The organism is Arthrobacter sp. 210 2 (assembly GCF_059093025.1).
This window is the reverse complement of the sequence record NZ_JBNHIE010000011.1, coordinates 54,915-68,270: the sequence shown is the minus strand read 5'-3', so window position 1 is coordinate 68,270 and position 13,356 is coordinate 54,915. Positions and strand designations below refer to the sequence as shown.

The 13,356-nt window shown below is 65.3% G+C and carries 11 protein-coding genes; 9 read left to right on the top strand and 2 right to left on the bottom strand.

What is annotated here, in order from left to right; translation table 11 throughout:
- Positions 1-43 precede the first annotated feature (43 nt).
- Positions 44-1,564, bottom strand: a complete 1,521-nt coding sequence (locus AC5RWA_RS18160) for a sodium:solute symporter family protein (RefSeq protein WP_494058574.1) — start codon at positions 1,562-1,564, stop codon at positions 44-46.
- 270 nt (positions 1,565-1,834) lie between these two features.
- On the opposite strand from AC5RWA_RS18160, the gene AC5RWA_RS18155 reads away from it, so the two are divergent.
- The gene (locus AC5RWA_RS18155) at positions 1,835-2,410 is read left to right on the top strand and encodes a helix-turn-helix domain-containing protein (RefSeq protein ID WP_079597787.1); all 576 of its coding nucleotides are present in this window, start codon (positions 1,835-1,837) and stop codon (positions 2,408-2,410) included.
- Between the two features lie 106 nt (positions 2,411-2,516).
- Here the strand turns inward: AC5RWA_RS18155 and AC5RWA_RS18150 are convergent, their stop codons facing one another.
- Positions 2,517-2,984 (bottom strand): endonuclease domain-containing protein, encoded by a 468-nt coding sequence (locus tag AC5RWA_RS18150; protein WP_494058573.1) that lies wholly within the window; start codon positions 2,982-2,984, stop codon positions 2,517-2,519.
- Between the two features lie 396 nt (positions 2,985-3,380).
- Between AC5RWA_RS18150 and speB the strand changes: the two genes are divergently transcribed.
- The 8 genes from speB (at position 3,381) to AC5RWA_RS18110 (ending at position 13,311) form a co-directional block, all read left to right on the top strand.
- Complete coding sequence (gene speB / locus AC5RWA_RS18145) at positions 3,381-4,445, top strand: agmatinase (protein ID WP_115524246.1); 1,065 nt, start codon at positions 3,381-3,383, stop codon at positions 4,443-4,445.
- A 4-nt stretch (positions 4,446-4,449) separates the two neighbouring features.
- Entirely contained in the window at positions 4,450-6,147 is a 1,698-nt protein-coding gene (locus AC5RWA_RS18140) for a thiamine pyrophosphate-binding protein (RefSeq protein WP_494058572.1), read from the top strand.
- A gap of 157 nt (positions 6,148-6,304) precedes the next feature.
- The gene (locus AC5RWA_RS18135) at positions 6,305-6,778 is read left to right on the top strand and encodes a MarR family winged helix-turn-helix transcriptional regulator (protein WP_115524248.1); all 474 of its coding nucleotides are present in this window, start codon (positions 6,305-6,307) and stop codon (positions 6,776-6,778) included.
- A gap of 10 nt (positions 6,779-6,788) precedes the next feature.
- Entirely contained in the window at positions 6,789-8,411 is a 1,623-nt protein-coding gene (locus AC5RWA_RS18130; protein WP_494058571.1) for an MFS transporter, read from the top strand.
- A 150-nt stretch (positions 8,412-8,561) separates the two neighbouring features.
- Positions 8,562-10,295 (top strand): ABC transporter ATP-binding protein, encoded by a 1,734-nt coding sequence (locus tag AC5RWA_RS18125; RefSeq protein WP_494058570.1) that lies wholly within the window; start codon positions 8,562-8,564, stop codon positions 10,293-10,295.
- On the top strand, positions 10,292-12,358 hold the full coding sequence (locus tag AC5RWA_RS18120) for an ABC transporter ATP-binding protein (protein ID WP_494058569.1): 2,067 nt from the start codon (positions 10,292-10,294) through the stop codon (positions 12,356-12,358). The genes AC5RWA_RS18125 and AC5RWA_RS18120 overlap by 4 nt, the downstream gene beginning before the upstream one ends.
- A gap of 215 nt (positions 12,359-12,573) precedes the next feature.
- Positions 12,574-12,990, top strand: a complete 417-nt coding sequence (locus AC5RWA_RS18115) for an acyl-CoA thioesterase (protein ID WP_476247566.1) — start codon at positions 12,574-12,576, stop codon at positions 12,988-12,990.
- A gap of 63 nt (positions 12,991-13,053) precedes the next feature.
- Entirely contained in the window at positions 13,054-13,311 is a 258-nt protein-coding gene (locus AC5RWA_RS18110) for a PLDc N-terminal domain-containing protein (protein ID WP_494058568.1), read from the top strand.
- Positions 13,312-13,356: the final 45 nt, after the last annotated feature.

Genomic DNA, 13,356 nt, shown 5'->3' with positions numbered 1-13,356 from the left:
GCTGGCCGTGGGGCGCTGGCCGTCGTGGCGCTGGAAGCGGCCGTCAGGGAGCGGTGACTGCTTCTGCCGGGGTTTCCTCGGTGTCCTGGCCGGCGACGCGGCGCTGCCAGTTCCGCATGACCTGGGGGTCGGTGGGCGGGGTGATGAGGGAGACGGCAATGTAGACCACGGCCGAGGCGAGGAGGCCGTAGTAGATGGGCTCGTTGGCGTAGATGCCGTCCAGCGGCGCCTTGGCGTTGATTTCCAGGACGATCATGGTGCCCAGGGTGACCACGGAGCCCACCGCCATGGAGGCGGCGGCGGCGATTCCGGTGCCTCGCTTCCACACGAGGCCGCCCAGGATTGCCACCAGGAGGCCGCCCACCAGGATGTCGTAGGCGATGGTCAGGGCGGCCACAACGTCCTTGGTGATAATGGCGATGACGATGGCGATGATGCCCAGGGTGAGGACCCAGATGCGGTTGGCCTTGACGTCGTGCTCGGGGTTGTCCGTGTCCTCGGTGCTGATGTTCTTGCCGAACCAGCTGGCCACGAACGGCAGGACGTCCGCGCGGGCTACGGTGGCGGCGGCGATCAGGGCGCCGGAGGCAGTGGACATCATGGCCGCGACGGCGGCGGCCAGGACCAGTCCGCCGATGCCGATGGGCAGCAGGTTCTGGGCAACTTCGGCGTAGACATCATCCTTGGCGGCGATCTCGATGTTGGACAGCGCTACGCTCGCGGCCATGCCGATCAGGGCGCCGGCAACACCGTAGAGGATGCAGTAGATGCCGGCCGTGGCTCCGCCCCAGCGGGCTACTCCGGGCGTCTTGGCCGTGAAGACGCGCTGCCAGATGTCCTGGCCGATCAGCAGGCCCAGGGTGTAGACGACGAAGTAGGTGATGATCGTCTGGAGGCCGATGCCGTCGATCTGGAAGAAGCTCTCGTCAACGCGGCTGCGGATGCCGTCGATGCCACCGGCGGCGTTGAGGGTGAAGGGGAGCATCAGGAAGAAGATGCCGACGGTCTTGATGACGAACTGCACCTGGTCTGCCAGGGTGATGGACCACATGCCGCCTACCGTGGAGTACACCAGCACGATGGCGCCGCCAATGGCGATGGCCAGGGCGCGGTCGAGGCCGAACAGCACCACGAAGATGGTGGCGTAGGCGCCCGTGGACGTGGCGCACAGCATCAGCGTGTAGGCGAGCATCACGATGCCGGAGGCTTCGGTTGCCCGGCTGCCATAGCGCAGGGTCAGCATCTGGGAGACCGTGTAGATCTTCAGTTTCTGGATGGTCCCGGCGAAAAGCAGGCTCAGGAGCAGGACGCCGGCGCCGATGGCCACCACCAGCCACATTCCGGAGATGCCGAACTTGTAACCCAGGCCCACGCCGCCGACGGTTGAAGCCCCGCCCAGGACGACGGCGGCCATGGTGCCGGTGTAGAGGAAGGGGCCGAGCCGCCGGCCGGCGACCAGGAAGTCGCTGTTGTTCTTGGTGCGGGACTTGCCCCACCAGCCGAAGGCCAGCATTGCGAGCAGGTACACCACCACGATGGCGATGTTGATGACTTGTGGGTCCATGTTGGGCTCCTTGGAGCTGTTTGGCAGCCGGGGGTTGCATCCGGAGCGGGGGGACGGCCGGATGCCGCTGCGAAAATTGGGGTGAGAGGGGGCTCTCGATAATTGCCCTATAGGCAACATGTGTTTTCTAAAGGTTAGGCTGTGACGGCAGTAACAGTCAAGGGGGAATTAGGGACCCCGGACAGCGCGCCATGGAGGCGTCACAGAAGAGGCTGGCCATTAGTATTGCTCCAGAGTGGGGCCGGACTGCCGGCCATGAAAGGTTCGTAGATGAAGGCACTGCCAGTTGAGCCGAGCAACGTTCCGGTTGCCATTGGTTCCCGGATCCGGGCCGCCCGGCAGTCCCAGCGGCTCACCATTGAGCAGGTTGCCGATGCCACCGGGCTCACTAAGGGCTTCCTGAGCCGGGTGGAGCGCGACCTGACTTCCCCGTCAGTGGCCTCGCTGGTGACGCTGTGCCAGGTCCTGTCCATCTCGATCGGCGACCTGTTTGCAGCCCCGGAAACGCACTTGACCAAGCGCAACGACGGGCCGCGGATCTCGCTGGGCGGCCAGGGCATTGTGGAGCGGCTGCTCACTGCCCGCTCAGAACGGCGCATCCAGATCATCCAGGCCTGCATCGAGCCGCACGGACGCGGCGAATCCGAACTTTACGCGGTGGACTGCGACGTGGACGTGCTTCACGTCATCAAAGGCAGCATCCGCCTTATCCTCACCAACGAGCAGTACGACCTTGACGCGGGCGACACCGTCACCTTCCCCGGCCGGGAGCCCCACACCTGGGTTAATCCCACGGACAAGCCCGTCGAGGTGCTCTGGGTTCTGGTCCCCGCCGCCAGCCGGTAGCCCGCCCCCGCGTTGCCCTACGTTCCTGCCCGGTTTGCGGCCGGCACACCCGTGTTCCTTCCCCGAGTTCCCCGGAAGGTGGGGCCTCCCAACACGGCGGGCAGGGTCAAACCGGGAAGGAACGCACCGGTCCGGCGTCCAGCACGGCCCTGATTTCCGTCAAGACTTGCTCCGGGTGGAACCAGATGTGTTCGGGCATATAGCGGAGGACGGCGTAGCCGGTGACCGTGGAGGTGTTGTTGCGTTGCCGGTCCCTGAGCATGTCTGCACGCTTTGAGTGAAAAGCGAAGCCGTCAATTTCCACAATCAGGAAGCCGGCAAGCAGGAAATCCACGCGCCCAATTCCGGGCAGGACCACCTGGGCCTCATATCCGATGCCGTTGGTTCTGAACAGATGGTGGGCATCCACCTCCACGATGGACTCCGCCCGGAGGTCGAGGTCCCGCAGTGCCCGCAGGACCGGGCGGGAGCGGTCCCCGCGCAGTTGGGCTTTGAGCAGCTCAAGGGGGACGCCGTGCAGCCGGATAGCCGACGTCGCCAAAGCCGTGGACGACGGCGGAGCAAGGCACCCCACGCGCTCCGCCAGGCGCCTGATGTCCCGCCGGGAGTAGCCCGCGTCAAAAGATGTGCGGCCCGGGCGACGCCCCCGTTGCTCTTGAGGTACTCAAAGATGTCCATTCATCAATTGCAGGTTGCCCTGATTGGGCTGCGGAATAGGACAGCGGTGGTATGTGGACAGCCCTTTTGCGCGAGGGCTGCTCATTCCTTCCCGATTCGTTTCGGACGTCAGCGGCAGGAGCGTGCGGGATTCCTGTGTTTTCCGCGAAAGCCAGGGCTGAGGGTGGAGAGGCCGGGCAGGAACCGCGCAGGAATGGACCGGACCCAGGGTAAACACTTGGTGCTCATTAGAAAACCAGGGTGTATGATGGCAGTCACATAGTCACTCAACTCCTCGAAGGAGAGGCCTCCATTGGAAGAGCTGCGCATCGAAGCCAACGGCAACCTTGGCCCCATCGATTCATCCCGTATTCCCCGCTATGCCGGTGCTGCCACCTACGCCCGCCTCCCGCGGCTGGACCAGGTGGCCAAGGCCGACATTACGGTGGTGGGTGTTCCCTTCGACTCCGGCGTCTCCTACCGCCCCGGCGCCCGCTTCGGCGCCAACCACGTCCGGGAAGCCAGTCGCCTTCTGCGCCCCTACAACCCGGCCTGGGACGTCAGCCCGTTCGAAAACGTCCAGGTGGCAGACGCCGGGGACATGGCGGTCAACCCCTTCAACATCAACGAGGCAATTGAAACCGTCCAGCAGAACGCCCTCGACCTCACCGCCGGCGGCAGCAAGCTGGTAACCCTTGGCGGCGACCACACCATCGCCCTGCCCCTGCTCCGTGCCGCCGCCGAGCGTGCAGGCGCGCCGGTCGCCATGCTGCACTTCGACGCCCACCTGGACACCTGGGACACCTACTTCGGCGCCGAATACACCCACGGCACGCCGTTCCGTCGAGCCGTCGAGGAAGGCATCCTCGATACGGAGGCGATCAGCCACATCGGCACGCGCGGCCCGCTCTACGGCAAGAAGGACCTGGACGACGACCACCGCTTCGGGTTCGGCATCGTCACCTCCGCCGACGTCTACTACCAGGGCGTCCTGGAGACCGTGGCCAAGGTCCGCGACCGGATCGGCAACCGCCCGCTGTATATTTCCGTGGACATCGACGTGCTGGATCCCGCGCACGCGCCCGGCACCGGCACGCCCGAAGCCGGCGGCATCACCAGCCGCGAACTCCTGGAAATCATCCGCGGCTTCCGCGGCATGAACCTGGTGGGCGCAGACATCGTCGAGGTCGCTCCGGCCTACGACCATGCTGAGATTACGGGTGTGGCCGCCAGCCACGTCGCCTACGAACTGGTGACCCTGATGGCGGATAACGCTGTGCCGGGCGACCGTTTCGGGGCTGCCAGCGGATACGCTGCGCAGGCCCTTGGCCAGGAGGTCCGGCGGCCGGCCGGTTTTGCGGCAGCCGGCAAGGAGTAAGGCAATGATCGACTTCGATCCGGGAACGGCCGCCCCCACAAAGGGGACCGGCGTCCGCAACGGCGGGGACCTCGTCGTCGAAACGCTGGAAGCCCTGGGCGCGAAGACCGTCTTTGGCATCCCCGGCCAGCATGCGTTGGGCCTCTTTGATGCGATGGGCCGGGGCAACCTGCAGTTCGTGTCCTCGCGGGTGGAGAACAACAGTGCCTTCGCGGCGGACGGGTACTCCCGAGCCACCGGCGAAGTGGGGGTCCTGTTCCTGTCCACCGGCCCGGGCGCTTTGACCTCCCTGGCAGGCCTGCAGGAGGCCTACGCCACGGGTGTTCCGATGGTGGTGGTGGCCAGCCAGATTCCGCTGGAAGGCCTGGGCGCCCGGCGCAAGGGCATGCTGCACCAGCTCGATGACCAGAAGGCGTCGGCGGCGAATGTCACCAAGAGCCAGCGGCTGATCCAGCACGCCTCAGGCATCCCGTCAGCCATCCAGGATGCCTGGACGGAGGCCATTTCCTCGCCCCAGGGTCCGGTGTGGATCGAGATTCCCCAGAACGTGCTGCTGGATCCCATCATGGTTCCGCCCGTGGAGGACGCCCTGGCCGAAGCAGCGGACAACCCGCCCCGGGTGGAACTGGTGCGCGAGGCCGTGAAGTGGCTGGCAGCTGCCGAACGGCCCGCGATCATCGCCGGCGGCGGCACGCGGCGGGGGAGGGCGGAGAAGTCCCTGCTGTCCATCGCGGAGAAGCTGCGCGCCCCGGTGATCTGCACGCCCGGCGGCAACGGCGCGTTCCCCTGGAACCATGAGTTATCGCTGCAGTCCTGGATCGAGGACCGCCACATGACCGATCTGCTCGAGGATGCCGATGTCCTGGTGGTCATCGGCTCGTCCCTGGGCGAGGTCACCTCCAACTACTTCACCTTTGAGCCCCGGGGCAAAATCATCCAGATCGACGCCGAACCGCGGGTCCTGGAGTCCAACCGCCCCGGCCTGGGGATCCGCGCTGACGCCGGCCAGGCCCTGGCGGCCTTGGACGAGGCCCTGGAGGTTGACCCTTCGGGAGCCAAAGCCAACTGGCACGGCACTGCTCCGGAAGAGCTGGTCAAGGAGTCGGTGGCGAAGGTCAGGGCACGCCTGGAGTCCCAGGACCTCGGCAAGGAACTGAAGTTCATGGCCGACATCCGCGAGGCCGTCCCGGCGGACATGCAGACGTTCTGGGACATGACTATTGCCGCCTACTGGGGCTGGTCCTGCTGGGACGCCCGGCAAGGCCAGTTCCACTCGGCCCAGGGCGCAGGCGGGCTGGGCTACGGTTTCCCCGCGGCCATCGGCGGCGCCGTTGGCCTGGAAACCGTGGGCAAGCCAGGCCGGGTGCTGGCAGTATCCGGCGACGGCTCCTCGATGTACTCCATCTCGGAACTGGCCACCGCCAAGCAGCACAACGTGCCGGTCACCTGGCTGATTGTTGACGACGGCGGCTACGGAATCCTGCGCGAATACATGGTGGGCGCCTTCGGCAAGGCCACCGCGACCGAACTCGCCAGGCCCGATTTCGTGAAGCTTGCAGAAGCCTTCGGTGTTCCCGCCACCCGGGTATCTCCCGAGGGCGTGGGGGACGCGCTGAAGGCGGGATTCGCCGCTGACGGGCCCAACGTCGTCGTGGTTGAAACGCTCCTGAAGATGTTCGCCCCCACGCATCTGGAAGCCTGACCAGAACTAAACACACGAAAGGACCCCGCCTCCAGCAAGGAGGCGGGGTCCTTTCGTATACCCGGCCCTTCAAGCGTGCCCGCGGGGGATAGTTTCCTAAAGCAACCAATGTGCGATATAGTTGCTTCAGGCAAACAACTCAGGAGGCCTTGGAGCCATGGCAGTAGCCCCTGATACGGCAGCCGATCTCGTGTACCAGATCTTCGACCTCCAGCGCGCGGTGCGGTGCATCGCCACAGCCAGCGTGCGGGGCCAGGACACCGGGGTGGCGCTCCAGGGCGTCCTGCGGTTCGTGGGGGAGGGGGAGTCCCGGGCCACCAAACTTGCGGAGCGGCTGGGCGTCAGCGCTCCGGTCCTCAGCCGCCACATCGCGGACCTGGAGGAGCAGGGTTTCGTGGTCCGGAGGCAGGATCCCGACGACGGCCGGGCGCAGCTGGTGGCCCTCACTCCGTCGGGCGCGGAGAAGCTCCGGCACATCGAGGAGCAACGCACAGCCGTCCTGCAGGACTACCTGCGCGACTGGAGCGAGGAAGACGTCGGAGCCACGGCGAAAACCCTGCACAAGCTCACCGAATCACTCAAGACATCAGCCCGGGCAACGGCGGCCGGATCCACTAAAACCAGCGTTTAGGAGCATTCTTATGGCAAGCCAGACCGCCGCGCCGAATATCTCAACCCATGCCGGGCCAACAAACCCCGCCGCGCCACCAGAGATGTCCCACGGGCAGATCATGGAGGCCCTCACCGGTCTCCTGGCCGCATTCTTCACGGCCATCCTCAGCAGCACCATCGTGGCGAACGCGCTGCCCACCATCATGTCCGACCTGCACGGCACCCAAACCGACTTCGCCTGGGTCATCACCGCCGCGCTGCTGGCCAACGCCGCCACCACACCCATCTGGGGCAAGCTCGCCGACCTCTTTAACAAGAAGGTCCTGGTCCAGCTCAGCATCATCATCTTTGTGGCCGGTTCCGTCATGGCCGGCCTCTCCGAAACCATCCCGCTGCTGCTGGTGGCCCGCGTCATCCAGGGCGTGGCGATGGGCGGCCTCACGGCCCTGGCCCAGGCGATCATCGGCACCATGATCCCGCCGCGGAACCGCGGGAAATACTCCGGGTACATGGGCGCCGTCATGGCCGTGGGAACCGCCGGCGGCCCGCTGCTGGGCGGCTTCATCGTGGACAGCCCGCTCGGCTGGCGCTGGACGTTCTTCGTCTGCGTGCCGCTCGCCGTCGTCGCACTGGTCCTGCTGCAGGTCACTCTCAAGATCACCCATGTGCGGCGCCCGGCCAAGATCGACTGGCTCGGTTCCATCCTGCTGACCTCCGGCGTCAGCCTCCTCCTGATCTGGGTCTCCTTCGCCGGCAACCCCGCCTACTACGACTGGATCTCCTGGCAGTCCGCCCTGATGGTGGGCGGCGGCGTCCTCCTGCTGGCCCTGCTGGTGCTGGTGGAGTCCAAGGTGGAACAGCCCATCATCCCGCTCAAGATCATCTCGGAGCGGACCACCGCGCTGGCCATCCTCGCCTCAGTGGCGGTGGGCGTCGCGATGTTCGGTTCCTCCACCTTCCTGGGCCAGTACTTCCAGGTTGCCCGCGGGGCCACGCCAACGGAGGCCGGCCTCCTCACGCTTCCCATGATCGCCGGCAACCTGGCTGGCTCGGTGGCCTCGGGACTCCTGATCACCCGGACCGGCAAGTGGAAGGGCTACCTGATTGCCGGTTCCATCCTGCTGATCGGCGGACTTGGGCTCGCCGGAACTATGGACCACACCACCGAACTCTGGCATACCGGCATCTTCACCGCCGTCCTGGGCCTTGGCCTGGGCATGCTGATGCAGAACCTCGTCCTGGCGGTCCAGAACACGGTCCGCGCCTCCGACATCGGCACGGCCAGCGCCTCGGTTGCATTCTTCCGGTCAGTAGGCGGCGCCATCGGCGTTTCCGTCCTCGGCGCCGTCCTGGCCAACCGCGTGAGCGGCCTTGCCACGCAGGGACTGGCCGCCGCCGGGATTCCCGTCCAGGGCGGCAGCGCAGGCAGCAGCATGGACCTGGCCCACATGCCGGAACCGGTGCGCGAGATCATGCGGGCCGCGTACGGTGACGCCACGGCCGAAGTATTCCTGATTTCCGCGGTGGTGGCGGTGGTGGCACTGGTGTCCGTGCTGTTCATCAAGGAAAAGCCGTTGCGCCGCACGGTTGACATCCAGCCCGCGCCGGCAGCAGAAGGTACGACGCCGGAGCTTGCCTCGGCAGGAAAGTGACCCGCCGGGGTACGCCCCTCGGATGATCTTTCCGCAGGCTGTTTGACGGGCGAAGGGAGTTTCGTAGAGTGGGAAGGCTAGGGATGTCAGCCCCGGCTGCTACTACTTAACCTTCCTGCTCCACTCACTCATCCCTAAGGACCCGCGGGCATGCTCCTCACCCTCATCAAGAGGTTTTCCAGGCCGTACATGCCGTATCTGGTGGCCGTCATCGTGTTCCAGCTGGCGTCCACCATTGCCGCGCTGTATCTCCCCAGCCTGAACGCACAGATCATTGACGAAGGGGTTTCCCGGGGAGACACCGACTTCATCTGGCGGACCGGGGCTGTGATGCTGCTCGTGGCGTTCGTCCAGGTGGGAACGGCCATTGCCGGCGTCTACTTCGGTTCAAAAACGGCCATGGCGCTCGGCCGTGACCTGCGGCGCGCGGTGTTCCGCAAGGTCACCAGCTTCTCCGCCAAGGACGTTAACGCCTTTGGTGCTCCAACCCTGATCACCCGCGGCACCAACGACGTCCAACAGGTCCAGATGCTGATGCTGATGGCCCTGAACTTCATGGTGGCCACGCCCATCATGTGCATCGGCGGCATCATCATGGCGCTGCGGGAGGACCTGAACCTCTCGTGGCTGGTGTGGGTTTCGGTCCCCCTCCTGACCGTTGTGGTGGGCTACCTGGTGGTCCGGCTGATGCCCCTGTTCCGGTCCATGCAGAAAAAGATCGACCGCATCAACGCGGTGCTGCGCGAGCAGATTATCGGCATCAGGGTGGTCCGGGCCTTTGTCCGTGAACCATACGAAACGGAGCGGTTCGGGGAAGCCAACGGGGAACTCACCGATGTGTCATTGAAGATCGGCGCCCTGTTCGTACTGATGTTCCCGGCCATCAGCATGATCCTGCACCTGTCCACGGCAGCGGTGCTGTGGTTCGGCGGGCAGCGGGTGGATTCCGGCGAGATGCAGGTGGGCGCGCTCACGGCCTTCCTGCAGTACCTCCTGCAGATCCTGGTGGCGGTCATGATGGGCACCTTTATGGCCATGATGATCCCGCGGGCCTCTGTCTGTGCCGACCGCATCGGCGAGGTGCTCGACGTCGAACCCTCCATCCACGATCCCGAGGAGCCCCAGGCTCCGGCGTCCCTCACGGGCGTGGTCGAGTACCGCAACGTCACCTTCGCCTACCCGGGCGCGGAATCACCGGTATTGAGCAACATCAGCTTCACCGCCAAGCCCGGCCAGACCATTGCCATCATCGGCTCCACCGGTGCGGGCAAGACCTCGCTGCTGTCCCTGCTGCCCCGGCTGTACGACGCCGCCGAGGGCGAAGTGCTGCTGGACGGCGTGCCCGTGGGCCTGCTGGACCGCGTCGAGATCACCAAACGCGTGGCCCTGGTACCGCAGCGGCCCTACCTCTTCTCCGGCACCATCGAGCACAACCTCCGCTTCGGGAAGACCGAGGCAACGGACCAGGAACTTTGGGACGCGCTCCGGGTCGCCCAGGGTGAGTCGTTTGTCCGGGAGAAGAAGAACGGCCTGGACGCCAGGATCGCGCAGGGCGGAACCAACGTCTCCGGCGGCCAGCGCCAGCGCCTCTGCATCGCCCGCGCGCTGGTGACCAAGCCCAGGGTCTACCTGTTCGACGACTCCTTCTCCGCACTGGACGTCGCCACCGACGCCCGGCTGCGGGCAGCGCTCAAGGGCACCACCGCGGACGCCACCGTCATCATCGTGGCCCAGCGGGTTTCCACCATCACCGAAGCGGACCAGATCCTGGTGCTGGACAACGGCCGGATCGTGGACCGCGGAACGCACGAGGAACTCCTGGAAACCTCACCCACCTACCAGGAAATTGTTGAATCCCAGCTGAGCGTGGAGGAAATGGCATGAGCCCCCGCAAAAAGGACTCCACGCCCATCGCGGAAACCGGCCCCGGGTCCACGGCCCCTGCCGAGGCGGGGTTGGCCGACGAGGACGAATTCCTCGAAGAGGAGTACAAACCCTCCGAAGCGGACGGGGACATGTTCGGCGGGATGCCAGCCAAAAAGGCCGAGCACTTCTGGCCCTCGGCGAAGCGGCTGATGGGGCTTCTGAAGCCCGAGGCGCTGGGCATCTACGTGGTGGTGGCCATGGTGGTGGTCGCCGTGGTGCTTAACGTCATTGCGCCGAAGATCCTTGGCCAGGCCATGGACGTCATCTTCGGCGGAGTGGTGGGCAAGCAGCTCCCGGCCGGGGTCAGCAAGGACCAGTTTGTTGACGGGCTGCGCCAGCAGGGGCAGGACAATTTCGCGGACATGGTCTCGCGGATGGAACTGGTGCCCGGCACGGGCATCGATTTCCAGAAGCTGTCCTTCCTGATCGCCATCGTCCTGTTGATGTACTTCGTGGCCAACATTTTCCTGTGGCTGCAGGGCTACGTCCTGAACCGGATTGTCATGAAGGTGATCCGCCGGCTCCGCGACGACACCGAAAAGAAACTGAACCGCCTGCCGCTGAACTACTTCGACACCCGGCAGCGCGGCGACGTCCTCTCGCGGGTGACCAACGATGTCGACAACATCCAGCAGGCACTGCAGCAGGCGTTCGCCCAGCTGATCAACTCCCTCCTGACCGTGGTGGGCATCGTGGTCATGATGTTCATTGTTTCCTGGCAGCTGGCCCTCATCGCACTGGTCGCCCTGCCGTTGTCCGGTGTGGCGGCGGGCATGATCGGCGTGCGGAGTCAGAAGCTCTTCGCAGCCCAGTGGAAGAACACCGGCGCGCTGAACGGCCAGATCGAGGAATCCTTCTCGGGCCACGACCTGGTGCGGGTCTTCGGCCGCGACGCCGACATGCTGGAACGGTTCGAGGAACGCAACGAGGCCCTCTACAAGGCAAGCTTCGGCGCGCAGTTCGTCTCCGGCATCATCTTCCCGGTGATGCAGTTCGTCTCCTACCTCAGCTATGTGGGCATCGCCGTGGTGGGTGGCCTCCGGGTCGCGTCGGGATCCATGTCGCTGGGTGATGCCACGGCGTTCATCCAGTACTCGCGGGAGTTCACCCAGCCGCTGGGCCAGATGGCGGGCATGGCCAACATGCTCCAGTCCGGTGTTGCGTCCGCGGAACGGGTGTTTGAGTTCCTGGATGCCGATGAACAGGACCCCGAGACCGCCACCGAGCACCTGCCCGCCAAGACCGACGGGCACGTGGAATTCCGGAACGTCACGTTCAGCTACACCGGGGACCGGAAGCTCATCGAGAACCTGTCCTTCACCGCGGAGCCCGGAAACACGGTGGCCATCGTGGGGCCAACCGGTGCCGGAAAGACCACCTTGGTGAACCTGGTGATGCGGTTCTATGAGCTGAACTCCGGCTCCATCACCCTGGACGGAGTGGACATTACCCACCTCAGCCGGTCCGAGCTCCGCTCCAAGGTGGGTATGGTGCTCCAGGACGCCTGGCTGTTTGGCGGGTCCATCTACGACAACATCCGCTACGGGAACCTGGACGCCACCGAGGAACAGGTCATGGCCGCGGCCAAAGCCACCTTCGTGGACCGCTTCGTCCGGGCCCTGCCCGAGGGCTACAACACCATCATTGACGAGGAGGGCAACAACGTCAGCGCCGGCGAGAAGCAGCTGATCACCATCGCCAGGGCGTTCGTGGCCAACCCGTCACTGCTGATCCTCGATGAAGCCACAAGCTCCGTGGACACCCGTACCGAACTCCTGGTCCAAAAGGCCATGGCGGCGCTCCGTTCGGATAGGACCAGCTTCGTGATCGCGCACCGGCTTTCCACCATCCGCGATGCTGACACCATCCTGGTCATGGAGGACGGCCGGATCGTCGAGCAGGGCAACCACAAGGTTCTCCTCGCCGCCCGCGGCGCCTACTACCGGCTCTACATGTCCCAGTTCGCCGGAGCCGACGCCGGGGACGTGCCGGTGGATGATGCGACGGCGGTGCACAGCTGAGCGCCCAGGTAGACAATGTGCAGCAGCTGGACAATGTACAGCCCTTGGACAATGTGCGGCACTGAGACAACGTGGAGAACTGAAACAAAGTGGAGCAAGCAGACACAATGGAGCAAGTGGACACAGTGGATCAGGTAGACACAGCGGAGCAGGACAGGCACGCGCGGCAGGACCACGGGAAGCACGGACACCGGCGCATTGAGGTCCTGGTACCCATGCGCTGGGGCGACATGGATGCCTACGGCCACATCAACAACGTGCAGATTGTGCGGATGCTGGAGGAAGCCCGGATCGGGGCCTTCGGGCCTCCCCGGGGAGCAGGACTTCCCGGTGTTGAGCCGCAGGTGTCACTCTTCAACGCCGTCCCGGAGGGGACCATGGCGCTGGTGGTGGACCACAAGATCCGCTACGTCAGGACCCTTGAGTACCGCAACGTCCCGGCCGTGGTCCAGGTGTGGATCGGCGCCGTCAAAGGCGCCAGCTTCGACATCCACTACCTCGTCAAGGACCCCGTGACCGGGGAGGACTGCGTCAAGGCCAGCACCCACCTGGCCTTCGTGGACGAAGCCACCGGCCGCGTGCAGCGGCTGACTGCCGAACAGAAGGAACGGCTGGCTCCGTACACCCACTAAGCCACTGGACAAGACTCCAGCGGACAGACTGGACTGGAAGCACCCGAACGAAAGGAATCCCAGATGGCCAAGAACAAGACCACCGCTGCCAGGAAGAAGAAGACCTGGAAGGAGATGTCGCCGTCGGCAAAGGCCGGCACCATTGTGGTGGGCATCGCCCAGATGTCGCTGCTGGTGGCTGCGCAACGGGACATCTCCCGGCGGCCCGAGGCTCAGATCAACGGCCCGAAAGCGGCGTGGCGGGCCGCCTCCTTCATCAACTTCATCGGCCCCATGGGCTACTTCATCTTTGGGCGGAAGCGGGGTACCCCCGGCGTCTAGCAACAGGAAACGGGCGGGCGGCCGGAGGTCAAAAGGTCCCCGCGG